At 65.5% G+C, this 23504-nt stretch carries 20 protein-coding genes; 7 read left to right on the forward strand and 13 right to left on the reverse strand.

Annotation, left to right across the window (positions count from 1 at the left end):
• Positions 1 to 160 precede the first annotated feature (160 nt).
• Positions 161 to 3742 carry a chromosome segregation protein SMC gene (smc, locus tag E3T51_RS05665; protein ID WP_134528689.1) on the forward strand — a complete coding sequence of 1194 codons (3582 nt, stop codon included), beginning with the start codon at positions 161 to 163 and terminating at the stop codon, positions 3740 to 3742.
• 85 nt (positions 3743 to 3827) lie between these two features.
• Here the strand turns inward: smc and fdxA are convergent, their stop codons facing one another.
• The 9 genes from fdxA to E3T51_RS05710 form a co-directional block, all read right to left on the reverse strand.
• Positions 3828 to 4145 (reverse strand): ferredoxin, encoded by a 318-nt coding sequence (gene fdxA, locus E3T51_RS05670; RefSeq protein WP_134528691.1) that lies wholly within the window; start codon positions 4143 to 4145, stop codon positions 3828 to 3830.
• Positions 4142 to 5542, reverse strand: coding sequence for an FAD-dependent oxidoreductase (locus E3T51_RS05675; RefSeq protein ID WP_134528693.1), 1401 nt, complete (start codon positions 5540 to 5542; stop codon positions 4142 to 4144). The genes fdxA and E3T51_RS05675 overlap by 4 nt, the downstream gene beginning before the upstream one ends.
• A gap of 46 nt (positions 5543 to 5588) precedes the next feature.
• A complete protein-coding gene (locus tag E3T51_RS05680; protein WP_134528695.1) occupies positions 5589 to 6500 on the reverse strand; it encodes an ABC transporter permease in 912 nt (303 codons plus the stop codon).
• Positions 6490 to 7215 carry an ABC transporter ATP-binding protein gene (locus E3T51_RS05685; RefSeq protein WP_198417845.1) on the reverse strand — a complete coding sequence of 242 codons (726 nt, stop codon included), beginning with the start codon at positions 7213 to 7215 and terminating at the stop codon, positions 6490 to 6492. The genes E3T51_RS05680 and E3T51_RS05685 overlap by 11 nt, the downstream gene beginning before the upstream one ends.
• 101 nt (positions 7216 to 7316) lie before the next feature.
• Entirely contained in the window at positions 7317 to 8729 is a 1413-nt protein-coding gene (locus E3T51_RS05690) for a sulfate adenylyltransferase subunit 1 (protein WP_134528696.1), read from the reverse strand.
• A 4-nt stretch (positions 8730 to 8733) separates the two neighbouring features.
• Complete coding sequence (locus E3T51_RS05695; protein ID WP_134528698.1) at positions 8734 to 9789, reverse strand: ABC transporter substrate-binding protein; 1056 nt, start codon at positions 9787 to 9789, stop codon at positions 8734 to 8736.
• Entirely contained in the window at positions 9789 to 10706 is a 918-nt protein-coding gene (cysD, locus tag E3T51_RS05700) for a sulfate adenylyltransferase subunit CysD (RefSeq protein ID WP_174844567.1), read from the reverse strand. Before cysD ends, E3T51_RS05695 begins: the two co-directional genes overlap by 1 nt.
• Positions 10703 to 11482 (reverse strand): phosphoadenylyl-sulfate reductase, encoded by a 780-nt coding sequence (locus E3T51_RS05705; protein ID WP_134528702.1) that lies wholly within the window; start codon positions 11480 to 11482, stop codon positions 10703 to 10705. Before E3T51_RS05705 ends, cysD begins: the two co-directional genes overlap by 4 nt.
• Positions 11479 to 13194 (reverse strand): nitrite/sulfite reductase, encoded by a 1716-nt coding sequence (locus tag E3T51_RS05710; RefSeq protein WP_174844572.1) that lies wholly within the window; start codon positions 13192 to 13194, stop codon positions 11479 to 11481. The genes E3T51_RS05705 and E3T51_RS05710 overlap by 4 nt, the downstream gene beginning before the upstream one ends.
• Before the next feature lie 277 nt (positions 13195 to 13471).
• Between E3T51_RS05710 and ftsY the strand changes: the two genes are divergently transcribed.
• Together ftsY and E3T51_RS05720 are read left to right on the forward strand one after the other, a co-directional pair.
• Positions 13472 to 14347 carry a signal recognition particle-docking protein FtsY gene (ftsY, locus tag E3T51_RS05715; RefSeq protein WP_134528704.1) on the forward strand — a complete coding sequence of 292 codons (876 nt, stop codon included), beginning with the start codon at positions 13472 to 13474 and terminating at the stop codon, positions 14345 to 14347.
• A 22-nt stretch (positions 14348 to 14369) separates the two neighbouring features.
• Entirely contained in the window at positions 14370 to 14873 is a 504-nt protein-coding gene (locus E3T51_RS05720; protein ID WP_104191581.1) for a DUF2004 domain-containing protein, read from the forward strand.
• Positions 14874 to 14968: 95 nt separating this feature from the next.
• Here E3T51_RS05720 and E3T51_RS05725 read toward each other — a convergent pair whose 3' ends face one another.
• Positions 14969 to 16513 carry an MFS transporter gene (locus E3T51_RS05725; RefSeq protein ID WP_134528706.1) on the reverse strand — a complete coding sequence of 515 codons (1545 nt, stop codon included), beginning with the start codon at positions 16511 to 16513 and terminating at the stop codon, positions 14969 to 14971.
• Between the two features lie 69 nt (positions 16514 to 16582).
• Here E3T51_RS05725 and E3T51_RS05730 point away from each other — a divergent pair, with 69 nt between their 5' ends.
• The 4 genes from E3T51_RS05730 to E3T51_RS05745 all read left to right on the forward strand — a co-directional run bounded on the left by E3T51_RS05730 (position 16583) and on the right by E3T51_RS05745 (position 20851).
• Positions 16583 to 17182 (forward strand): TetR/AcrR family transcriptional regulator, encoded by a 600-nt coding sequence (locus E3T51_RS05730; RefSeq protein WP_134528708.1) that lies wholly within the window; start codon positions 16583 to 16585, stop codon positions 17180 to 17182.
• A gap of 79 nt (positions 17183 to 17261) precedes the next feature.
• Entirely contained in the window at positions 17262 to 18851 is a 1590-nt protein-coding gene (ffh, locus tag E3T51_RS05735; protein WP_134528710.1) for a signal recognition particle protein, read from the forward strand.
• Positions 18852 to 19092: 241 nt separating this feature from the next.
• A complete protein-coding gene (locus tag E3T51_RS05740) occupies positions 19093 to 19881 on the forward strand; it encodes an LLM class F420-dependent oxidoreductase (RefSeq protein ID WP_134528712.1) in 789 nt (262 codons plus the stop codon).
• Between the two features lie 151 nt (positions 19882 to 20032).
• On the forward strand, positions 20033 to 20851 hold the full coding sequence (locus E3T51_RS05745; RefSeq protein WP_134528714.1) for an SDR family oxidoreductase: 819 nt from the start codon (positions 20033 to 20035) through the stop codon (positions 20849 to 20851).
• A gap of 36 nt (positions 20852 to 20887) precedes the next feature.
• Here E3T51_RS05745 and E3T51_RS05750 read toward each other — a convergent pair whose 3' ends face one another.
• The 3 genes from E3T51_RS05750 to E3T51_RS05760 form a co-directional block, all read right to left on the reverse strand.
• Positions 20888 to 21787 carry an SDR family oxidoreductase gene (locus tag E3T51_RS05750; protein ID WP_134528716.1) on the reverse strand — a complete coding sequence of 300 codons (900 nt, stop codon included), beginning with the start codon at positions 21785 to 21787 and terminating at the stop codon, positions 20888 to 20890.
• A 77-nt stretch (positions 21788 to 21864) separates the two neighbouring features.
• Positions 21865 to 22269 carry a DUF2256 and DUF3253 domain-containing protein gene (locus tag E3T51_RS05755; protein WP_134528718.1) on the reverse strand — a complete coding sequence of 135 codons (405 nt, stop codon included), beginning with the start codon at positions 22267 to 22269 and terminating at the stop codon, positions 21865 to 21867.
• 1 nt (position 22270) lies between these two features.
• Positions 22271 to 23407, reverse strand: a complete 1137-nt coding sequence (locus tag E3T51_RS05760; protein WP_104191589.1) for a glutamate--cysteine ligase — start codon at positions 23405 to 23407, stop codon at positions 22271 to 22273.
• Positions 23408 to 23504 lie beyond the last annotated feature (97 nt).

Below are 23504 nucleotides of genomic sequence, written 5' to 3' on the forward strand. Positions count from 1 at the left end.
TCGAGAAGTCGCTCATGCTGCGCCAGAGTAGTCCGAGCGACCGAAGTGTGCACGCCACACTTCGCGATTAGCGGATGTCCCTGCCAGTGTCGGTGGGTCACGGTACCGTTGAATCAGCGTCGAGACGAGTACTGGTGGCCGACAACCGAAAGGGTTTCTGTTGTATTTGAAGAGCCTCACCCTCAAGGGCTTCAAATCGTTCGCGCAGCCGACGACGTTCGCTTTTGAGCCCGGTGTCACCTGCGTTGTGGGCCCGAACGGCTCGGGCAAGTCCAACGTCGTCGACGCCCTGGCCTGGGTAATGGGCGAGCAGGGCGTGAAAACCTTGCGCGGCGGCAAAATGGAAGACGTCATCTTCGCCGGCACGTCCACCCGCGGTCCGCTCGGCCGGGCCGAGGTTATTCTCACCATTGACAACACCGACGGCGCCCTGCCGATCGAGTACTCCGAAGTCACCATTTCGCGCACCCTGTTTCGCAATGGCGCAAGCGAGTACGCCATCAACGGGCGCACGTGCCGCCTGCTCGACGTGCAGGAACTGCTCAGCGACTCCGGCCTTGGCCGGGAGATGCACGTCATCGTTGGGCAGGGACAGCTCGACGCTGTGCTGCGTGCGAGCCCCGAGGAACGTCGAGGCTTCATCGAAGAGGCCGCCGGCATTCTCAAACACCGGCGCCGCAAAGAAAAGACTCTGCGCAAACTTGATGCGATGCAGACCAACCTCACGCGGCTGAGCGACCTTGCCGGGGAGATTCGGCGCCAACTCAAGCCGCTCGGACACCAGGCCGAAATCGCCCGGGAAGCGCAGACCATCGCTGCCGTCGTCCGCGACGCCCGCGCCCGCCTCCTCGCCGACGACGTCGTGGCGCTGCGTACCGCCCTCGACGCCTGTGACCGCACCGAGAGTGAACGGCACACCGAGCGGGTCGTGCTCCAGGAACAGCTCTCGCAGAAGCAGGGGCGAGTGCAGCGGCTTGAGCTCACCCAGGTCGGCGATGCCGTCGACCTGGCTCGCCGCACCAGCCACGAACTGGAGTCGGTGCAAGAACGCCTGCGTGGACTGTTCACCCTCGCCAATCAGCGACTTGCCCTGCTGGGTTCGCAGGCGGAGTCGACCGGACTCGTGTCGAGTGTCACCCCGACCATGCTGGCCGAGGCCGCCGCCGAGGTTGAGCAGTTGCGTGCAGGCATCGAGACGGCCCAAATCGCCTCAGACATCGGCCGGGAGCAGAGTGCGGCGGCCCGATCGTGTCTCGACGCGGTCGACGAAGACATTGCGGCTCAGGCAGCACTCGTCTCTCGCCACGACCTTGAAATCTCGCACCTGACCGGGCAATCCGAGGCGGCGACGTCGCGGCTTACTGCGGTGCGCGGTGAGCAGTTGCGGCAGCAGAATGCTCGGGGTGACGCCGTGGACCGCAGTCGAAAAGCGCAGGAACAGCTCGACGAACTGCCAGCCGACGTGCCGGCTGGCGAACCCGACTCGGGCGAGCTCTCCGAGGCATTCGAACTCGCCCAGACCGCGGTGCAGCGCGTTGAGGCCGAGGTGGAGCACCTTCGTGATGACCTGCACCGGCTCGAGCGGGAACGCGACGCCCAGGCGGCCCGACAGGGCGCGTTTTCCCTCGCGCTCGATCAGAAGGACGGCTCGTCGGCGGTGCTCGCGGCGCAGTTAGCCGGCATTCGCGGCCTCGTGGCCGACCATGTGCGGGTGCAGCCGGGGTTCGAGACGGCGATCGCTGCCGCACTCGGTTCCCTCGCTGACGCCGTGCTTGCCGACAACCGCGAAGCCGCACTAGCCGCGATCATGCAGGCCGAACGCGACGATTACGGAAGGGTTGAACTGATCGTGGCTGATGCCGATGCTGATACCGATACCGATAACCCTGCAGCGCCAGTTGATGAACTGGGCGCGCAGCCGGGCATCCGCTGGGCGAACTCGGTCATCGACGGCCCGGCGGGAGTACGTGGTCTGCTCGCCCAGACCGTCGTGGCCGACGATTTTGCCGTGGCCAGCACCATACAGCTACCGAACGACCTCACCGTCATTACCCTCGCCGGAGAGGTGCTGAGCCCGTGGGTCGTCCGCGGAGGGTCCGGCGCCAGGCAGAGCAGGCTCGAACTCGTCGCCGAACGCGATACCGCCGCCGAGAAACTGGCGGCCGTGACCTCGCAGATCGAACGTGTGCGGTTTGACTTCACCGAACAGCGCACACTGTTGCAGGCGCACAAAGAGCAGTCCGTCCGTGCGCGGGCGGCCTTGCGCGCCTGTGAAACGCGGCTCGCCACCCTGACCGAACGGCGTGGGCGACTCTCGGTGCAGGCAGACGCGGCTACCGCCGACGTCGACCGAGTCTCCGCCGCGCTGCAGCTCGCAAGCAGCGCCGTCACCGAAGCGGAAGCCGTCGACGCACGGGCCGCAGCCACCCTCGCCACCGCCCGGTCACGGCCACGCCCCATGCTTGACGCGACCCTGCGCGACGCGCTCTACACCGAACTCGAGGCCGCCCGCGAGACCGAGGTCGAGACTCGGCTGCAGGTGGAAACCGCCCGCGAGCGGGTGCGCGCTGGCGAAGTGCACGTCACGAGCCTCACCCATCAGCTCGAGGCCGACCGCACGGCCGCCACCGCCGCAGCCCGCCGCGCCGTCGTTCGTCGTCGCCAAGTGGATGCCGCTTCCCGGGTCGCCACGGCACTTCCTGCCGTGCTCGCCGCAGCGGATCGCTCCGTCGCCGAGGCGAGGCTTCAGCTAGCGAGCGCCGAAACCGAACGGGTCAGCCAGAACACCGAACTACAGCAGCTGCGTCGTGACGAGAACGCCCTGCGCGAGCGGCTCGCCTCGATCACTGAGAACGTACACGGCCTCGAACTCGAGATCTACGAGAAGAAACTGCACCTCTCGGCCCTGCTCGAACGCGCCGCAAGCGAACTAGCGCTGACAGAAGACGTGCTCATCACCGAATATGGGCCCGATCAGGTTATTCCACCCGACGGCACGGGTATCGGCTTAAGCGCCCCGGACAGTAATACGGACGACAAAGGCGGCGGTATCCGTTTCGATCGGGCCGAACAGCAGAAACGGTTCGCGGCGGCTGAACGCAAGCTCGGTCAACTCGGCCGGGTGAACCCGCTCGCGCTTGAAGAATTCGCGGCACTCGAGCAACGGCACCGGTTTCTCACGGAGCAACTCACCGACCTCACCGAAACGCGCAGCGACCTGCTCACCATCATCGCCGACATCGACGAAAAGATGCAGACCATCTTCTCGTCTGCATTCGATGACACCCAGGCGGCCTTCGCCGAGGTTTTTCCGGTGCTGTTTCCTGGCGGCAGCGGCAGCATCTGGCTCACCCACCCCGATGACTTGCTCACGACCGGCATCGAGGTGTCGGTGAAGCCGGCCGGTAAAAAGATCGAACGCCTGTCCCTGCTCTCCGGCGGCGAACGCTCGCTCGCCGCCGTGGCGCTTTTGATCGCCATTTTCAAGGCCCGCCCGAGCCCGTTCTACATCATGGACGAGGTTGAAGCTGCCCTTGATGATGCCAACCTCGGCCGGCTACTGACCATCTTCGAAGACCTGCGCGAAACCAGCCAGCTCATTGTGATCACGCATCAAAAACGCACCATGGAAATAGCGGATGCCCTCTACGGTGTCAGTATGCGGCAAGACGGGGTCAGCGCCGTCGTGGGCCAACGCCTTGGCGCCCGAGCCGACCAGCAGGAGAATGCCGCGGCGTCCTGATTCGAGAACAGCTGGCACGGTCAACCGGCCACGTTCCGGCCGACGCGCTCGGCCGTGACGGCGTAGTCACGCCGCCACGGCCGGTCTAGACCTGCGGGGGCAGTGCGGAGATGACGGGGTGGTCCTTGGCGAGCACGCCGATCTTGGCGGCGCCTCCCGGGGAGCCGATGTCATCGAAGAATTCGACGTTGGCTTTGTAGTAGTCGGCCCACTGTTCGGGCAGGTCATCTTCGTAGTAGATGGCCTCGACCGGGCAGACCGGTTCGCAGGCCCCGCAGTCGACGCACTCGTCAGGATGGATATAGAGCGAGCGTTCGCCCTCATAAATGCAGTCCACCGGGCATTCATCGATGCAAGCACGATCTTTCACATCGACGCACGGCAGAGCGATCACATACGTCACAGGGTCAACAACGCTTCCGTGCGCGAGATCGCTACCTGTTCCGCGCGGGAGATGACCTTCACGCGTTCGCGACCCGGAGTGACCTCGTCGAGGCTGCCGAGCATCAGTTCGTGGGCATCGAGGGCCTGCCAGCCGGCCCAGGTAGTGAACTCCACCCCGCGTTCGTCCAACAGGGCCAGAATCGCATCCGCCGTGCCCACAGCAGTGCCCCCGGCGACCAGTACCGGCAGGTCGGTCACGAGCCGCGTCACGGTTTCCAGCGCGTCTCCCTTGGTGTGGCCAATCAGCCCGATCGGGCCGCGCTTGATCCATCCGGTGGCGTAAAGTCCGGCGATCGGCTTGCCGGCCGCATCGAGTACCCGCCCGCCATCGTTTGGAATGACACCGCGCACGGCGTCGAACGGCACTTCCGTCAGGGCGCTGCCGCGGTAGCCGACCGCACGATAGATGGCCTGCACCGGGTAGTCGATAATCTGACCGGTCGATCGCACTCCGCCGTCTCCGGTGTGTTCGGTGCGTTCAAAACGGATGCCTTCCACCCGTCCGTCTCCGTACACCTCGACCGGGGCGTGCAAAAAGTGCAGGTGCAAACGACGCGAGGCGCCGCTCGGAGCCTTGGTGAGCCATCCGTTCAGCGTGCGGGTCATGATCTTGACCTGGTTATTGCTGGCGACGAGCTGTTCACTGTACGAATCGGGGGTGAAGTCCTCGGCATAGACCACGAGGTCGACGTCGGGAATGTCGGCGAGTTCGCGCAGTTCGATCGGGGTGAATTTCACCTGGGAGGGCCCGCGACGACCGAATATGTGTACGTCGGTGACCGGAGACCCAGCGAGGCCGGCATAGACCGAGGCGGGAATGTCGGTGGTGAGCAGGTCGTCGGCGTGCTTGGCGAGAATGCGGGCCACGTCGAGGGCGACGTTGCCGTTGCCGATCACGGCCACGTCGGTTGCGTCGAGCGGCCATTCCAGGGGGACGTCGGGGTGCCCGTCATACCAGGACACGAAGTCGGCGGCGCCGAATGAGCCGGGCAGGTCGATGCCGTCAATGACGAGCGGGGCGTCGAGAATGGCGCCGGTCGCGAAGATAACCGCGTGGTACTGCTCGCGCAGGTCGGCGAGGGTCAGGTCGGTGCCGTACGTGACGTTGCCGATGAAGCGAATCGTGCCGGCGTCGAGCATCTCCTGCAAGGACTTGACGATGCCCTTGATTCGCGGGTGGTCGGGGGCGACGCCGTAGCGAATGAGTCCGTATGGTGCTGGCAGCGAATCGAACAGGTCGATGGCTACCTGGTGACCAGCCTCCTGCACGAGCCGGCCCAGAATATTGCCGGCGTAGATGCCGGCCGGGCCGGCGCCGATAATGGCAACGCGCAGGGCAGAAGAAACGGGAATCATGAAAAACCTTTCAACAGCAACGGACAAAAAAAGTGGATGCGCGCGGTCAGCGCAGGCCAGCGGCCATCAGTCCGCGGCGGCGCAGCAGGCGACGCTCGATCGGAGCGAAGATGACGAGCTCGACCAAAATCCCGACGAACAGAATCACCAGGATGGTCGCGAGCACGCCCGCCAGATCGGCCAGTTCTCGGCTCTGGTTCAGCATGGTACCGAGGCCGAACCCGATCGTGCCGCCGGTCGTGATGATTTCCGCGGCCATCAACGAACGCCACGCGAAAGCCCAGCCCTGCTTGAGGCCGGAGAAATAGCCGGGCAGCGCGGCCGGCAGCACCACGAGGGTCGCCATTTCGAAGCGCGAGGCGCCCAGCACCGTGCCGACTCGGCGAAGCTGTGGCGGAATCTGGTCGACTCCGGAGACGAGTCCGTTGGCGATCGAGGGGACGGCGCCCATCAGGATGACGAAGTACACCGTGGCGTCGGTGAGGCCGAACCAGATGATCGCGGCTGGCACCCAAGCGACCGATGGCAGCACCTGCAGACCAGACAGCAGTGGGCCGACGGCCCGTCGTACCGGGCGGCATTCAGCGAGCAACAGCCCGATCGGGGTGCCGATGGCGACGGCGATCAGAAAGCCGAGGCCGCCGCGCTCGAGGCTCGTCGCAACCGCGAGCTGGAGGCGCTCGCTCGACCACGCGCTGGCCAGGGCGCCGAACACGTCGAACGGCCCGGGAATCAGGTCGGGACGGGGTTTGGCGATCACAATGTAGATCTGCCAGGCTGCGACGAGAGCGATGAGCAGCAGAATCGGTGGCAGGACACCGTCGACGGTGCGGCGAAAGGCTCCGCGGGGCGTTTCGGGGACGGCCTGCAGGGAGTCCAGGCCAGCTTCGAGGCGGCGCAACTCGTCGTGGTCGGGGTCGTGCCCCCTCGCGGTGGCAGCCTGTGATTCAAGCGGCATTGCGGCGAATCTCCTTTCGCAACTGGTCGGTGATCTCGTCGCCCAGACGAGCTACTTCGGGGGATTCGATTCGGCGGGAGCCGGTATCGGTGATGGTCCACTCGTTGACGATGCGGCCGGGGCGCGACGACATCAGGAGGATGCGCTGCCCGAGCCGGGCCGCTTCCCGCACGTTGTGCGTGACGAAGACAATGGTACGGCCCGTCTGGCGCCACACCCGTTCGAGCTCTTCGTGCAGCAGGTCGCGGGTGATGGCGTCAAGCGCCGCGAACGGTTCGTCCATGAGCAGTACTTTGCGGTCCTGCGCCAATGATCGGGCCAGGGCTACCCGCTGTCGCATACCGCCGGACAGCTCGTGCGGGCGTTTCTCGGCCGCATCGGCCAGATTGACCAGATCGAGCAGTTCGAGGGCTTCCCTCCGGCGTTCCTTGCGCGGCACGCCGCGCAGCTTCAGGGCGAGCTCCACATTGCGGCCGGCGGTCAGCCACGGAAACAGGGCAGCGTCCTGGAACATGACCGCTGCCTTGCCGCTCGCCACGGTCACGGCGCCCTCGGTCGGCTTCTCCAGCCCGGCGATGATGTTGAGCAGTGTGGACTTGCCGCATCCGCTCGCTCCGAGCAGACAGACGAACTGGCCGGCTTCGATCGAGAGGTTGATGTCGTCGAGCACGAGCGGACCGGTGCCGTAGCGCTTGCCGAGACCGTCAATGGTGATCGCGACCGGCCCGGGGTCCGTCGCAGCGGCTTCCTCACCGGCCACGGGCGGTTTAGAAGTCTGCACCGGCGCGGTCACCACTGACGTGCGTGCGGGCAAGGTCACGGCGACACGTCCGATCCGGCGCCCGAGCCGTCGCCAGCCCAGGTGGGCTCGCCCGGCGCAGTGACGATGCCGGCGGCGAGGGTTGCGCCGTCCTGCGGGTGAATCACCAGGAAGGCGCCCGAGCGGCGGTTCTCTACGTAACGTTCCACGGGCAGATCGCGCGATAAGCGGATGCTCGCCTGCCCGATGTCGTTCACGGCGAGCGAAGTGGCCGGTTCAACGCCGAGGGTCGTCAGGTCGAGCCGGCCGGTAACCTCGCTGACCAGAGCCTGCACCACGGTCGTGCCGAACTTCACGAGAATTCGGGCGCCCGGAGCGAGCGGGCGCGGGTCGAGCCAGAACAGGTCGGCTTGGAGGGTGCGGGTGACCGGCGGCAGGGTGCCCAGCGCTGCAATGACGGCACCGCGGGCAATGTCGAGGTCGTCGGCCAGCCGCAGGGCGACCGACTGCGGCGCGAAGGCCTCGTCGAGGGCGACTCCGGCAAAGTCAATGCCGGTGACGGTGCTGGTGCCGCCGCCGGGTTCAACGCTGACGGTGTCACCCACTTTGATGCTGCCGCTCGCGACCTGGCCGGCGTAGGCCCGGTAGTCGCGAAAGGTTTCGGCTAAGTCCGGCGTAACGACGACCGCACCCTGCGGACGAAGCACAAGTTGGACCGGCAGGCGAAACGCCTCGGTGGCCTGGCCTCGTTCGTCGAGGTCGTCGATCACGGTGAGGGTTTCGAGCAGTTCGAGCAGGCTCGGCCCGGCATACCAGGGGGTGCGCTCAGAGCGGTCTACGACGTTGTCGCCGACCAATGCCGACACCGGAATCACGAGAACTTCAGCGATGCCCAGTTCGGCGGTGATGAGACGAACGGATGCCTCCACCTCCCGGTAGGCGGCCTCGTTGTAGTCCAGCAGGTCAATCTTGTTGACCGCGATGATGACGTGGGGTACTCGCAGCAGTGCGACGACGCTGAGGTGCCGGCGCGTCTGTTCGAGCACCCCTTTGCGGGCGTCGATGAGCATGATGACGGCATCCGCTGTGGTGGCACCGGTGACCATGTTGCGGGTGTACTGCACGTGGCCGGGGCAGTCCGCCAGAATGAACGAGCGGGCGGGTGTTGCGAAGTAGCGGTAGGCCACGTCGATGGTAATGCCCTGCTCACGTTCGGCGCGCAGGCCGTCGGTCAGCAGGGCGAAGTCGATGCCGCCGCTCTCGCCGCCGAAGCCGCGCTCGGTCGACGTGCGGGTGACCGCTTCGAGCTGGTCGGCCAAGATGGCCTTCGAGTCGTGCAGCAGGCGGCCCACCAGGGTGGACTTGCCGTCGTCGACCGAGCCTGCCGTCGCGAAGCGAAAAAGGGTGCCCTCGGGAGCGGCGACGGCGGCTTCGGTGGCGAGGTCCTGGGTATCAATGATGAGGGTCATGCGATTACTCCGTTCCGAGTCCGGCGGCCGAAATGGGCGCGCCTGATGCTGCGGCGAGAATGCCATTGAGCTGGGTCAGGTCAAACAAGCCAGTGAGGTCGCCGTCTTTCGCGGTGCCGGAAGCGACCGCCTTCTGCAGCGAGATCGAAAAAGTGTCGGCCAGGGGGTCATTGGTGAAGTGCAGGCCGCCCAGGGCACGTTCGATGACCGCGTCAGCGAGGGGCTTACCGGTGTCGGCGGCAAGTTTCTTGTTGATCACGGCGGCCGCTTCGGTGGGATGTTCGTTCAGCCAGGCAATGGATGCCGTATGGCCCTCCAAAAGGGCCCGCACCGTTTCGGGGTGGTCGCGGTTGAAATCGGCGCCGACGAGCAGCACGGTCGTGGGAAACTCGCCGTTCGGCCACAGGTCGGCCTCCTCGACGAGCACGTGGGCATCCGCTTCGAGCACCAGGCGAGACACCCAGGGTTCCGGCAGCCAGGCGCCGTCGATCTGCCCGCTCTGAAGCAGGGTGAACGCGCGGGCGTTGTCGGTCGGCGCGACCGTCACATCACCGCCACCGGTCGTACTGGTTTCATAGCCCTCGCTTTTGAGCCAGGAACGCAGGGCGACGTCCTGCGTATTACCGAGCTGCGGTGAGGCGAGAGTCGTGCCCGCAAGATCGGCGGGCGAGTCGATACCGTCGCGCACGACGAGGGCGGCGCCGCCGATAGTTGCGCCTGCCACGATGACCGCGCTCTGCCCGGCGCTCTGCACGAACGTGTTGACGGCCGGGCTCGGACCCACATAGGCGGCGTCGATCGCGCCGGCGCTGAGTGCCTCGATTGCGGCCGGACCCGCTCCGAAAGCCTGGGCGTTCAGGGTCGTCTCGCCGAGGGCGTCGGTGAAGAATCCCTGCTCGAGGCCGACCAGGGCCGGGGCGTGGGTGAGATTGTCGAAATAGCCGAGGCGCAGTTCCTCGGCCGGTCCGGTGGCGCTTCCGGCGGAGGCCGCGCCGGAGCATCCGCTCAGCAGCAGCGTCGCCGCTAGGGCTGCGCCGATGGCGGCGATCGACGCGCGCATCAGAAGTAGCCTTCCTTTTTGCGGTCTTCCATGGCGGCTTCTGAGATGCGGTCGTCGGCGCGGGTCGCGCCGCGTTCGGTGATGGTGGATACCCCCACCTCGCGCACGACGTCGGACACGGATACCGCCGCCGAGTCGACTGCGCCGGTGCAGCTCATATCACCCACCGTGCGATACCGCACGGTGCGAAGTTCGATGGTCTCGTCGGCCCGTGCTGGGCTGACCGGGCCGACGGCACGCCACATATTGTCGCGGCGGTACACCTCACGCTCGTGGGCGTAGTAGAGCGAGGGCAGTTCGATGTTCTCGCGTTCGATGTAACGCCAGACGTTGAGTTCGGTCCAGTTGCTGATCGGGAAGGCGCGAACGTGCTGGCCGACGGTGTGGCGGCCGTTGTAGAGGTTCCACAGCTCCGGGCGTTGGTTGCGCGGGTCCCACTGCCCGAATTCATCGCGCAGCGAGAGGATGCGCTCCTTGGCACGCGCTTTATCTTCGTCCCGACGGGCACCGCCGAAGACCGCGTCGTGCCGACCGGCTGCGATAGCGTCGAGCAAAGGGAGGGTCTGCAGGGGGTTGCGGGTGCCGTCGGCGCGTTCCGCCAGGCGGCCGTCCGCGATGTACTCCTCGACCTTGGCCACGGTCAGGCGTACGCCGTGCGCGGCGACGGTCTTGTCGCGAAACTCGAGCACTTCGGGAAAGTTGTGGCCGGTGTCCACGTGCAGCAGCGAGAAGGGAATCTTGCCCGGCCAGAAGGCTTTCGCGGCAAGGTGCAGCACGACGACGGAGTCCTTGCCACCGGAAAACATCAGCACAGGGCGTTCGAACTCGGCGACGACCTCACGAATGATGTGGATCGCTTCGCTTTCGAGCACGTCGAGTTCGGAGAGGCGGTGAGCTAGTGCCGGTGTAATGGTCATAGGTGGAGCCCGCATTCTGTCTTCTCGAGGGTGGCCCAGCGGCCGGAACGGGGATCGGCACCCGCCGCGACGGGCTGGGTGCAGGGGGCGCAGCCAATGGAGGGGTAGCCCTGGGATAGCAGTACGTTCACGGGAACGTGGTGTTCGGTGGCGTAGTCCATGAGTTCGTCGTAGCTCCAGGCGGCAACCGGGTTGACTTTCACCAGGCCGTTGCGTTCATCCCAGGTGATGAGCGGGGTGTTGGCGCGGGTGGGTGCCTCGTCGCGGCGTACGCCGGTGAACCACAGCTCGTAGCCGCCGAGCGACCGCTGTAGTGGTTCGACCTTGCGCATCGCGCAGCAGGCGTTCGCGTCGCGGGCAAAGAGTTCGGCGCCGTGCAGGGCATTCTGCTCCGGCACCGTCGTCAGCGGCAACACGTCGACAACCGTCACCGGCAGGGCGGCAGCCACCGCGTCGCGGGTCGCATAGGTCTCATCGAAGTGGTACCCGGTGTCGAGAAAGAGTACGTCGACGCCGGGCAGCTGCTGCGAGACGATCTCGGGCAGCACCGCGTCGGCCATGGAGCAGGCGACGGCGACAGAGTCAGCGCCGAAATTGCGGGCGACCCAGGCAATGACCTCGGCGGCGGTGGCTTCACGATTGTTGGCGGTAGCGGCCGCGGCGAGCTCGGCCGAGCCAGCTTCGGCGAGGGCCTGCAGCTCGGCGCTCGGTCGACGCGGCGGCAGGTCGCGGGCAGTGGATGCCGCAGCGCGGGCGTTCAGGTTGACAGCGCTCATTTGAGGTCCTCCTCATCGGCGCGGTGTGCCCACTGCGCAAAAGTTTCGTCGGCGCTGCGGGCGGCCAGAAAGCGGAGCACGAGGCGTTCGACGTAGTCGGTGAGGTTCTCGGCGGTCACCTTGAGGCCGCGCACGGTGCGGCCGAGGCCGGCTTCTTCGCGATCGACCGAGGCGAGACCGCCGCCCAGGTGTACCTGGAAACCGGGGGTGGAACCGCCGTTGCCGTCCGGCAGCAGTTGGCCCTTCAGCCCGATATCCGCCGCCTGAATACGGGCGCAGGAGTTGGGGCATCCGTTCACGTGCAGGGTGATGGGGTGCGGGGCATCGATGGTGGAGAGGCGTTTTTCAAGCTCAAGGATTGCATCCGTTGCCGTCTGCTTGGTTTCGACGATGGCGAGCTTGCAGAATTCGATGCCGGTGCAGGCGACGGTGGAACGGCGGAACAGGCTCGGGCGGGCCGAAAGCCCGATCTCGTCGAGCGCCGCGATGAGGGGCTCCACGTGCTCCTCCGCCACGTCGAGCACCACGATTTTCTGATGCGGGGTCGTGCGCAGCCGCCTCGAGCCGTAGGCCTCGAGCAGGTCGGCAAGGCGGATGAGGGTCTGGCCGGAGACTCGGCCGACGAAGGGGGCCACGCCGATGTAGAAGCGGCCGTCCTTCTGCTTGTGCACACCAATGTGGTCGCCCTGTGTTTTCGGGCGCGGCGCGGCGGGGCCGTCTGGCAGGGGGTAGCCGAGGTATTCATCTTCGAGGATGCGACGGAATTTCTCGGTGCCCCATTCGGCGAGTAGAAACTTCAGGCGTGCTTTGCCGCGGAGGCGACGGTAGCCGTAGTCCCGGAAGATCGAGGTGACGCCGCGCCAGACCTCGGACACTCGGTCTTCGGCCACGAAGGCACCCAGCCGTTCGGCGAAGCGCGGGGTGGTGCTGAGGGCACCGCCCACCCACAGGTCATAGCCGATGCCGAGTTCGGGGTGGTCGACGGCGACGAGGCCGATGTCATTGATTTCGTGCACAACGTCCTGGCTGGGGTGGCCCGTGATGGCGGTCTTGAATTTGCGCGGAAGGTTGGCGAATTCGTCGGTGCCGAGATACTTGCGCGCGATCTCCTGGATGACCTTGGTCGGGTCGATCAGTTCGTCTGCGGCAATGCCGGCCACGGGGGAGCCGAGGAAGACGCGGGGTACGTCACCGCAGGCCTGGGTGGTTTCAAGGCCGACGGCTTCGAGGCGGCGCCAGATTTCGGGCATGTCCTCGATCTGGATCCAGTGCAGCTGCACGTTCTGGCGGTCGGTGATGTCGGCGGTGTCGCGGCCGAAGTCGCGGGAGACCTCACCGATCACACGCGTCTGTTCGGTGGTGAGCTGGCCGCCGTCTATGCGTACCCGCAGCATGAAATAGCGGTCTTCGAGTTCTTCCGGCTCGAGGGTCGCGGTCCTGCCACCGTCGATGCCGGGCTTGCGCTGCGTGTAGAGGCCCCACCAGCGAAAACGGCCGTGCAGGTCGGTTCCGTCAATGGAATCAAACCCCTGCTTGGAATAGATTTCTTCGATGCGGCCACGGACTGCGATGCCGTTGTCGACCTGCTTCCAGACCTCGTTGCCGTTGAGCGGTTCGGTGCCGTCTATCTTCCACTGGCCGTTCGGGCGGGTGGACGGCCGCGGCGGGCGGGCTGCGGGCAGTTTGGTCGCGACCGGTGCGTTTGCAGTCACGGCCGTTTCGCTGTGCACCGTCTCGGTTTCGTTAGGCACGTCTGCTCCCTCGGTTTGCGGCGCCGCCCCGGGGTTCACAAACCGAAGCAACGACACTCACGCTACTGCGGCGCACGAACAGAGGGCGGCGAGGGGGTCACGTGCTGTCACACACTGTCACGCGACGTCACACAGATTGCGCGGAACCGGTCGAGTGTTTGGTCGGCCGTTGGCGTGCTGCCACCGGCCCGTGGTGCTCGCCGCGCCGAAGGCGGCGGCGTCCCCGTAGGCTAGGCACATGGCTGAACGAACCCCCTGGTCCCTCTCCGGCGCACTGCGCGGAATGTTCGCGAAGAAGACCATCGACGCTGACACCTGGGACGACCTCGAGGACGCCCTGCTGCAGGCCGACTTTGGGCCGAGTGTCACCGATGCGGTCATCACCGACCTGCGTACCAAGGTCGCCAAATACAACACGACCGACCCGACCGACCTGCAGCGGATGCTGCGCGAAGGCATCGAAGAGCGGCTCTCGGTCCTCGACTCCACCCTCACACTGTCCGAGCGCCCCGCCGTCGTGCTGGTCGTCGGCGTCAACGGCGTCGGCAAGACCACGACAATCGGCAAGTTCGCTAAGTTCTTGAACACCTACGGCCGCAGCGTCGTGATCGGCGCGGCCGACACCTTCCGGGCCGGGGCTGTCGAACAACTGTCGACCTGGGCCGAACGTGCCGGCGCGCAGATCGTGAAGCCGCAGATGACCGGCCAGGATCCGGCATCCGTCGCTTTCCAGACCGTCGAGAAGGCGAAGAACGAGGGCATCGAAATCGTGCTCATCGACACCGCCGGGCGGCTACAGACCAAGGGCGGCCTGATGGACGAGCTCACCAAGATTCGGCGGGTGGTTGAGAAGCAGGGACCGATCGCCGAGGTGCTGCTCGTGCTCGACGCGACGACCGGCCAGAACGGGCTCGCCCAGGCCGAAGCGTTCATCGAACACGCCGGGGTCACCGGCCTCGTATTGACCAAGCTCGACGGCTCAGCGCGGGGCGGCTTCGTGCTGGCCGTGCAGGAGAAGACGGGCATTCCGATCAAACTGGTCGGGCAGGGTGAAGGCATCAACGACCTCACCGGTTTCACGCCGCACGTGTTCGCCCAGAAACTCGTCGGCTGATGAAGAACTTTAGAGGAGCACTATGAGCATTGAACACGATTTCTTCGGAATTCTCGGCGACGAAGACGAAGGAGAGGTGTACTGGTCGGACTCCGCCGAGCTCGGCGACCAGAGCGTCGAAATCGATCTCAATTCGCCCGATGAAGACTCGGTGACCGCCGAAGCGCTCGACATCGCTGCAGCGATGATCGGCTCGATGGAGGACCTCGACTCCCAGGTGCGCGAGTCCCTCGTGGCCGACCTGTCGGCTGAGGTGTCGGTGACGAGCCAGTACATCGCTGAGCAGCTCGACGAGATGGACCAGGAGGCGATCGAAAACGCCATCATCTGGGATTCCGGCGACCAGCAGATTGACTTTCTGCGCTCGCTGCGCCTACAGCGCATCGGTTTTCACCCGCATCACGCCAGCAACGAGGCGCACTTCGCGGTGCTCGAGTATGCCATCAGTCCCGACGACACCGACGGCCTGCTCGTCGTGACGATCGACGTGCACGGCGACACGGTCCTGGTGGCCCTCGACAGTTGATTGGACGGGGCCCGGGCCCCGAAAGCGGGCCCATGATCTATCATGGGCCCGCTTTCATAAGGTGGGCCGGGAGCGTGCGCGGGCTGCGTGCCCGGCTACCCGAGGTGCACCGCGGCTCCCGCGCCAAGCAGGTCTTGCTCCCGCGGGCGTACCAGGAAGAATGCAATGGGCGCCGCCGCGAAGATGATGATGGCCGCCCACAGAAAGACGGACTGGTAGCCGCTCACGAGCGCACCGAACTGTGCGGCCTGAGAGGGAACCTGGCCAACCAGATACGAACTCACGGCGGCCGTATAGAGCGCGGTGAACAGCGCGGTTCCAAGCGATCCGCCGACCTGCTGCATGGCCGTCACGGCCGCGCTCGCCGCGCCGGCGTCGTGTTCGGCGATTCCCGACAGGGCCACGTTTTGAAGCGGCACGAAGATCAGGGCGAGGCCCGCTCCGAGCAGAATGAGCCCCGGCAGCACTTCCAATGCATAGTTGCCGTCCACAGTGATCTGTGTCAGCCAAAGTAGGCCAGCTGCGCCGACGACCGGTCCGACGGTCATCGGAATGCGCACGCCGGTGTGAGGCAGAAACCTTGACAGTAAACCCGCACCGATCATGATCGTCACGGTCATCGGCAGGGAAGCGAGGCCGGACTGAATCGGCGAGTAGCCCAACACAATCTGAAAATAGAGCGTGAGAAAGAGCAGCCCGCCGAGCAGCGCAGCGCCGGAGAGCAAAGCGGTCAGAAAGGCGCCGCCGCGCACCCTGTTGACGATAATGCGTAACGGCAACAGCGGATGATTGGACCTACTCTCCACAAACACGAACAGCGCCAGCAGCATAAGTCCGAGTGGGAGGCAGACGAGCACGGGCCAGCTGCCCCAGCCATTTTCGGCCTGTGCAAAGCCGAAGACCAGGGATCCGAGACCGAACGCCACGAGAATAGCCCCGGGCACGTCGTAGCGCGTGTTGCCGTGTGCCTTACTCTCCCGGATCATCGGAAGGGCGGCCGCAATCGCGACGACGGCGATCGGCACGTTCACGTAAAGGCACCAGCGCCAGCTCGCGTATTCGGTCAGCACCCCGCCGAGAACGAGACCGACGGCCGCGCCGCCGCCGGCGATTGCTCCGTACACAGCGAAAGCCTTGATCCGGTCCTTTCCGCCGGGAAAGTTCACGGTGAGCAGGGCGAGCGAGGCCGGAGCGAGCAATGCCGCGAACAGCCCCTGCAGACCACGGGCAGCGAGCAGTTCCCACGTGCTCTGCGCGGCGCCACCAAGGGCCGACGCGATGGCGAACCCGGCCATCCCCACGATGAAGGAGCGCTTACGGCCCCAGAAGTCAGCGATGCGTCCGCCGAGCAGCAGGAGCGCGCCAAACACGAGTGAGTAGAGAGTGACGACCCAGGTGCGGTCGCCGTCGCTCATGCCGAGCGCGATCTGCGCCTGCGGGAGTGCGATATTCACAATGGTCCCGTCGAGCACGACGGTGAGCTGGGCGAGCGCGACAATGGCGAGCAGCCACCAGCGGCGCGGGTTGGCCCCGGCCTTCAGCGAGGCGGATGCCGCGCCCGCCGACGAGGGCGGCGTGGCCGGGGATTCAATCGTGTTGGCTGATTCGGGCGGAACGGTACTGCGTGGTGGGGTCGACATGCTGCAACCTTATCGGCAAAACCAAACGAACTAGTTCGTTTTATATGAATTGTTGGCTATAGTTGGGGTATGGCACGCAATGGAGCAGACCCCCAGACCCGCATTCTTGAGGCTGCGCGGGCAGAATTCGCCGCTTACGGCCTCGCCGGGGCGCGCATCGACCGCATCGCCAAGAATGCGTCGGCCAGCAAGGAACGCCTCTACGCCTACTACTCCGACAAGAAACACCTCTTTTTCGAGGTTTTGGAACTCAATCTGCGCGAGTTCACGAGCGACGCCGTACTGACCGACCACGACGTACCGGCCTTCGCCGGCGCCTTGTTCGACCACGCCGTGCAGCACGGCGACCATCTGCGCATGATCGACTGGGCGCGTCTCGAAACCGACGGTACCTGGCTGCCGGCCCTGGAAGTCATGCTGGGCTATCGAGACGAACAGGTGCGCCGCATCCGCTTGGCCCAGGCCGCCGGCCGGGTCGACGCATCGTGGGAGCCGGCAGCGCTCATGACGCTCGTCTTCGGCATCGCCTCCGCCTGGGTGCACGAGCCCGGCGTGGTACTGACGAACGCCGGCGGTTCCGACTCGGCGGCGATAGCAGCCCGACGTGCCAACGTCATCCGTGCGGTCGAACGGCTGGTCGCCCCGAGTGCAATTGCTGCGATCAACTGAGGCCAGCCCGAATCGGCACAACGTGCGCCGCAGCATCCGTTTAGAAGTAGCGGCGGCCACCGGTTAAACTAAACGCATCATGGCAACTTTTGGAAACCTCTCAGATCGTCTTGCCGAGACGTTCAAAAACCTCCGCACCAAGGGCAAGCTCAGCGCAGCGGATGTCGACGGCACCGTTCGTGAGATTCGCCGCGCGCTGCTCGACGCCGACGTCGCCCTCGAGGTCGTCAAGGATTTCACCGGCAAGGTGCGGGAGCGCGCCCTCGGCGACGAGGTCAGCAAGGCTCTGAACCCCGCCCAGCAGGTCGTGCAGATTGTCAATGACGAGCTCATCACCATTCTCGGCGGCCAGCAGCGCCGGCTGGAGTTCGCCAAGAAGCCGCCGACCATCATCATGCTCGCCGGACTGCAGGGAGCCGGTAAGACCACCCTCGCCGGCAAGCTCGCCAAGTGGCTTGCCAAAGACGGCCACACCCCGCTGCTCGTCGCCGCCGACTTGCAGCGCCCCAACGCGGTTACCCAGCTCGAGGTCGTGGCCAGGCAGGCCGGCGTCGCCGTCTATGCACCTGAGCCAGGTAACGGCGTCGGCGACCCGGTCAAGGTCGCCCGCGATGGTGTGAAGTATGCCCTGCAGAAGGTGCACGACGTCGTCATCGTCGACACCGCTGGCCGGCTCGGCGTCGACGCCGAGCTCATGAAGCAAGCCGCCAACATTCGCAAGGCGATCGATCCCGACGAGGTGCTCTTCGTCATCGACGCCATGATCGGCCAGGACGCTGTCGCCACGGCCAAGGCCTTCCAGGACGGCGTCGACTTCACCGGCGTCGTGCTCACCAAGCTCGACGGCGACGCCCGCGGTGGCGCGGCTCTCTCGGTCGCTTCGCTCACCGGGCGGCCGATCATGTTCGCCTCCACCGGTGAAGGGCTCGACGACTTCGAGCCGTTCCACCCCGACCGCATGGCCGGCCGCATCCTCGACCTCGGTGACATCCTCACCCTGATCGAGCAGGCGCAGGGCGCGTTCGATGAGGACGAGGCCCGCAAGGTCGCCGAGAAGTTTGCGACCGACACCTTCACCCTCGACGACTTCCTCGGCCAGATGCAGCAACTGCGCAACATGGGTTCGATCAAGAAGATGATGAGCATGTTGCCCGGCGCCGGCGCTATGAAGGCGCAGCTCGAGAACTTCGACGAGCGCGAGATCGTGCGTACCGAGGCCATCATCCAGTCGATGACCAAGCTCGAGCGCACCACTCCTAAACTGCTCAACGGCTCGCGCCGCCTGCGCATTGCCAAGGGCTCAGGCTCGAGTGTCACCGAGGTCAACCAGCTCGTGCAGCGCTTCGAGCAGGCCGCCAAGATGATGAAGACGGTCGCTAAGGGCGGAATGCCCAACATTCCCGGCATGGGACCGATCCCCGGCGCCGGCTACGGCGGCAAGCCCAAGGTGGCACAGAAGAAGAAGGGCTCCAAGTCGGGAAACCCCGCCAAGCGCGCCGCCGAGAACGCCGCGATCGCCTCGGGAGTCAAACCCGTCGGTGAGACCGCTTCAGCGGATGCGCCAGGCTCGGGTTTCGGTCTCGGCTCCGGCGCCCAGCCCGGCAAGGGCAAGGCCGGCGGCCCCACCGAAGAAGAAATGGCCGCGCTGCAAAAAATGCTCGGCCGGTAGCATCCGATCCCCGCACCTATTCCTCGACGGGCCCGGGCCCGGAACATGTATCCAACCTGCTAACTGAGCGCGCGCACCGCGCATAACTCCTGCAAATCGTGACCGTTAGAATGCCGAGCCCAGCAAATTACTGGGACCCGCGATGATCGGCGAAGAAATTGCAGGAGTTATGCGCGTGAAGCGGTCTTCGTTCGGCGCGGGCGGTCGCGGCACGAATCGGTGGCGGTCCTAGGCTGGGTACATGAGTTCAACGAGGAATCAGAAGGTGCGCATCGGCGTGCAGATCGCCCCGCAGCACGCCGAGTATGTCAAGATTCGGGACACGCTCACCGATGTCGAGGCGCGAGGCTTCGACGTCGCTTTCAACTGGGACCACTTCTTTCCGCTCACTGGCGCGCCCGACGGCCTGCACTTCGAATCGTGGACCATCCTCGCGGCCTGGGCCGAGCAGACGACGACAATCGAATTCGGCGCCCTGGTCAACTGCAACAGCTACCGCAACGCCGATCTGCAGGCCGACATGGCCCGCACGATCGACCACATCAGCGGCGGACGCTTCATCTTCGGAACCGGCGCCGGCTGGTTCGAGCGCGACTACCAGGAGTACGGCTACGAGTTCGGCACGCCTGGCACCCGCTTGAACGCCCTCGACGACAGTCTGAAGCGCATCGAGGCACGCTGGGCCAAGATCAACCCGCCGCCGACCCGCGACATCCCGGTACTCATCGGTGGCGGCGGCGAAAAGAAAACGCTGCGCATCGTCGCCCAGCACGCCGACATCTGGCACTCGTTCTCCGACCCCGAGGTACTCGAACATAAGCTTGGTGTGCTGGGAGCGTGGTGCGACGAGGTTGGCCGGGATATCGCCGAGATCGAAATCTCTACCGAGCTGCGCGGGCGTACCATCGCTGACGCGGACGCACTCTACGACCTCGGTACCCGCTTGTTCACCGTCGGAATCACCGGGCCGGACTACGACCTGGGTAAAGCCATCGACTGGCTGGCGTGGCGCGACAGCAAAAATGCCTGATGAATATTCGGCCCCGAAGCCACGTGCCGAGGATGACGAAGACCGCTCGCCACCGTAGCCGATTGCGTAGTAGGTTCGCCACAGTTAGACCGGTCAGGGCGCGAGAGTCGAACGTTTCCCGTGTAGGTCATCCATTGAAAGGAACATACCCATGAGCAAAACCTGGTTCATCACTGGCGCGTCCAAGGGCTTTGGCCGCGAGTGGACGGAAGCTGCGCTTGAGCGTGGCGACAGTGTCGCAGGCACCGCGCGAAAGCTGGAAACTCTCGATGCTCTGGTTCAGAAGTACCCGGATACTTTTTTACCGATTCGGCTCGACGTCACGGACCGGGATGCGGATTTCGCGGCCGTGCAGAAGGCGGCGGAGCACTTCGGCCAGCTCGATATCGTCATCAATAACGCTGGGTACGGTCATTTCGGCATGGTCGAGGAATTGACCGAAGACGAGGCTCGAGCGCAAATCGAGACGAACCTGTTCGGCGCGCTCTGGATCACACAGGCGGCGGTGCCCGCCATGCGAAAGCAGGGTTCGGGTCACATCATCCAGGTATCGAGTATCGGCGGTATCAGCGCCTTTCCCACCGTCGGTATCTACCATGCGTCGAAGTGGGCACTCGAGGGTTTTTCACAGTCACTCTCCCAGGAGGTTGCGGGCTTCGGTATCAACGTGACGCTGGTGGAACCCGGCGGATTCTCGACCGATTGGTCGGGTCCCTCCGCTTCGCGGAGCGAGGAGATGGCGGAGTACGCCGATGTGCGACAGGTGGCGGCGAGCCGTCCCTCTGCAAACGATCCCGGCGACCCCAAGGCCACCCGGGGCGCGATCCTCAAGGTCGTCGATGCAGAGAAGCCGCCACTGCGCATTTTCTTCGGCAAGGCGCCCCTGGGCATCGCGACGAAGGACTACGAGTCGCGACTGGCGACGTGGAACGAATGGCAGCCGGTTTCGATCGAGGCACACGGCAACTGAGTCTTTCGACGAGGTAGCCGACCGGAAGCGGGATTGTCAGGTGGAAGCCAGGTCGGCTGAGGTCTGTGCGGGATTCCAGACCGCGCGCTCGCGGTGGGCGAATTCGGCAAAGCGAATGGGTTCGCGGCCGAGCACCGCGCGCACCGTGTCGGTGAGCTCGGCCGCCATGCCGAGGCGGGCCGTGGTGTAGATCGCCGAAGTGACTAAAACCATTCCCCATGGCATGCCGAGGGTGCGACGTGCGTGGCGGAGATAGCGCACGATGCCGGGTCGGGCATACCGAATGGGGCGGCCGAGTTCGGCCGTCAAGATCTGGGCGACCTGCTGGTAGGTGAGTGCCTCACTCCCCGTCACGGTGTAGGCGGTATCGGCGTGAGACGTTGGGTCGAGCAGGGCGACCGCGGCGATCGCACCGATGTCTTCCGCGTCGACAAATGCTGTCGCGCCCCGGCCGGCCGGAACGACGATCTCGTCGCGATCACGAATGTCGGTCAGGTGAGTGGTGGAGAGGTTCTGGTGGAAAAACGAGGCGCGAACGAACGTCCAGGTGACCCCCGAGGTGCGAAGCCAGGCTTCGATGGCGGCGTGCGGTACGACCCTGTTCTTTTCGGCGCCCTGCAGCGAGAGAAAGACCATCTGCTCCACACCAGATTGCTGCGCGAACTCGAGAGCGGGAATCATCTGCTTCTTCGGTTTGCCCAGATGTGGCGGCCGCAGCAGGAACATCCGCTGGATGTCCGCGAACGCGGCTCGCCAGGTGGTCTTGTCAGTGAAGTCCAGGGCGACGGCCTCGACCCGATCACCGAAAATCCGGGCCACAGATTCGGTAGAACGGCCCGCGGCCCGCACCCTGAGCCCGGCAGCGAGCAGCCGTTCCACCACGACGCGACCGACGTTGCCGGTCGCGCCGGTCACCAGGATGTGATCGTTCGACATTCGAAAACCTCTCGTACTGCTTCCCTACCCAAATGTTATCTGGCCTGGTCGCTCGCGCCGCCCGACTGAACAGCCCCTTAGCGCGCCCGCCGCAGGCGAATCGGACCCTTCACGGTCGATGGATCGACCACGGCGCCGCCCTGGGTGATCTGCAGTTCACCGCGGGCGACCATGCGGCGGGCGGCTCGTCTGGCCGGTTCCAGAAGATCGCGCCATTCCTCGTCGCCGACCGCCCTCGCCGCATCGGACGGACAGATCGTGGCGGTCAGCGCCCGGGCAGCGAGCAGCGTGGTGATCGATTCTTCCAACCGGAGATCGGTTGCGGTGACCCCGCGGTTACGGCACGAGTCCGAGCAGTACTTCACCGAATCCCAGTCGCGCGCCCACTTCGCGCGCCACTCGATCCGGCGCCCACACGACGCGCACGTCTTTTCCGGACCGCCATCCACAGGGGCCGAGTCGGCCCGTTGCCGGTGCGCCATGCTAGCTCCCGAGCCCCTGCGCGAGTTCGTGGCTGAGCGCCGCAACGACCGCGGGCAGGCTGCCGCCCGAGGCAGCGGCCACGGCGAGCTGTCGCTGGTAGCTGCCGCCGTCGTCGATTATGCGGTGGAGACCCTGCAGCTCCGGCAGGCAGCCGAGCCGCTCGGCCACGGGGGAGAGGATCTCGATGAGGCGACGCACGTCATCCGTTACGAGGCACTCGTTGCCGGCCGCATCGAGGATGATCTCGGCGCCCAGCCCGTAGCGGGCCGCCCGCCATTTGTTCTCGCGCACGAACCACGGTTGCATGCGCGGTACGTCGTCTCCCGCATCGAGGCGGGTGGACATCCACTCGACCAGGCACTGGATGAACGCGGCGATTGCGCCGAGCTCCACGGTGGTCGAGACGCCGTCGCAGACCCGAATTTCGATTGTGCCCCAGCGCGGTGACGGGCGAATGTCCCAACGCACCTCTGTTACGTCGTCGATGATGCCGGTCACCGCCATGTCGTCGACGTAACGCTCCCAGGCGTCCCAGTCGGGCAGGTCCCAGGGCAGGCCGGCCGTCGGCAGTTGCTGGAACATGAGCGAGCGGTTGCTGGCGTAGCCGGTATCGACACCAGCCCAGAACGGGCTTGAGGCACTCAGCGCCTGCAGGTGAGGAACATAGGTCAGCAGGCCGTTCATAATGGGAATGACCTTGGCCTTGTCCTCGATGCCCACATGCACGTGGATGCCCCAGATCATCATGTTGCGACCCCACCACTGCGTGCGGTCAATGAGTCTGTGATAGCGCGCCTTGTCGGTGACGGTCTGGTCAAACCACTGGGCAAACGGATGCGATCCGCTGCAGATCACGTCAACGCCACGTCCTTCCAGGGCGCGGCGTACCTCGCTGAGCTGGCCGGCAACATCCGCTACGGCATGCCCGACGGTGTCGTGTACGCCGGAGACGAGCTCCACCGTATTGAGCAGCAGCTCACCGGTGATGGTGGGATGGGCCGCGCCGTCGGGGCAGCGCAGGGCGTCGAGCACCTCGTCGGCGATATTGACCAGGTCGCCGCTCGCGCGGTCGACGAGGGCGACCTCCCACTCGATGCCCACGGTGGAGCGGGCGGATCGGGCGAATTCGAGTGACACGGGATACTCCTTGGGTGGGCCGATGAAAGCGTAGACGGTCGATTATCACAATGTGCGCAATCTCTGACAGAATGATTAGTCGCGATCCGTTGTGCCC

Origin of the sequence: Cryobacterium serini, assembly GCF_004404025.1 — a bacterium.
Classification (GTDB): Bacteria; Actinomycetota; Actinomycetes; order Actinomycetales; family Microbacteriaceae; genus Cryobacterium; species Cryobacterium serini.

What these genes read in the sequence shown, in the direction of transcription:
- E3T51_RS05675 (WP_134528693.1), bottom strand. Translation starts at nt 5,542, where the DNA reads ATGATTCCCGTTTCTTCTGCCCTGCGCGTTGCCATTATCGGCGCCGGC.
- E3T51_RS05680 (WP_134528695.1), bottom strand. Translation starts at nt 6,500, where the DNA reads ATGCCGCTTGAATCACAGGCTGCCACCGCGAGGGGGCACGACCCCGAC.
- E3T51_RS05690 (WP_134528696.1), bottom strand. Translation starts at nt 8,729, where the DNA reads ATGACCCTCATCATTGATACCCAGGACCTCGCCACCGAAGCCGCCGTC.
- E3T51_RS05695 (WP_134528698.1), bottom strand. Translation starts at nt 9,789, where the DNA reads ATGCGCGCGTCGATCGCCGCCATCGGCGCAGCCCTAGCGGCGACGCTG.
- cysD (WP_174844567.1), bottom strand. Translation starts at nt 10,706, where the DNA reads ATGACCATTACACCGGCACTAGCTCACCGCCTCTCCGAACTCGACGTG.
- E3T51_RS05705 (WP_134528702.1), bottom strand. Translation starts at nt 11,482, where the DNA reads ATGAGCGCTGTCAACCTGAACGCCCGCGCTGCGGCATCCACTGCCCGC.
- ftsY (WP_134528704.1), top strand. Translation starts at nt 13,472, where the DNA reads ATGGCTGAACGAACCCCCTGGTCCCTCTCCGGCGCACTGCGCGGAATG.
- E3T51_RS05720 (WP_104191581.1), top strand. Translation starts at nt 14,370, where the DNA reads ATGAGCATTGAACACGATTTCTTCGGAATTCTCGGCGACGAAGACGAA.
- E3T51_RS05725 (WP_134528706.1), bottom strand. Translation starts at nt 16,513, where the DNA reads ATGTCGACCCCACCACGCAGTACCGTTCCGCCCGAATCAGCCAACACG.
- E3T51_RS05730 (WP_134528708.1), top strand. Translation starts at nt 16,583, where the DNA reads ATGGCACGCAATGGAGCAGACCCCCAGACCCGCATTCTTGAGGCTGCG.
- ffh (WP_134528710.1), top strand. Translation starts at nt 17,262, where the DNA reads ATGGCAACTTTTGGAAACCTCTCAGATCGTCTTGCCGAGACGTTCAAA.
- E3T51_RS05740 (WP_134528712.1), top strand. Translation starts at nt 19,093, where the DNA reads ATGAGTTCAACGAGGAATCAGAAGGTGCGCATCGGCGTGCAGATCGCC.
- E3T51_RS05745 (WP_134528714.1), top strand. Translation starts at nt 20,033, where the DNA reads ATGAGCAAAACCTGGTTCATCACTGGCGCGTCCAAGGGCTTTGGCCGC.
- E3T51_RS05750 (WP_134528716.1), bottom strand. Translation starts at nt 21,787, where the DNA reads ATGTCGAACGATCACATCCTGGTGACCGGCGCGACCGGCAACGTCGGT.
- E3T51_RS05755 (WP_134528718.1), bottom strand. Translation starts at nt 22,269, where the DNA reads ATGGCGCACCGGCAACGGGCCGACTCGGCCCCTGTGGATGGCGGTCCG.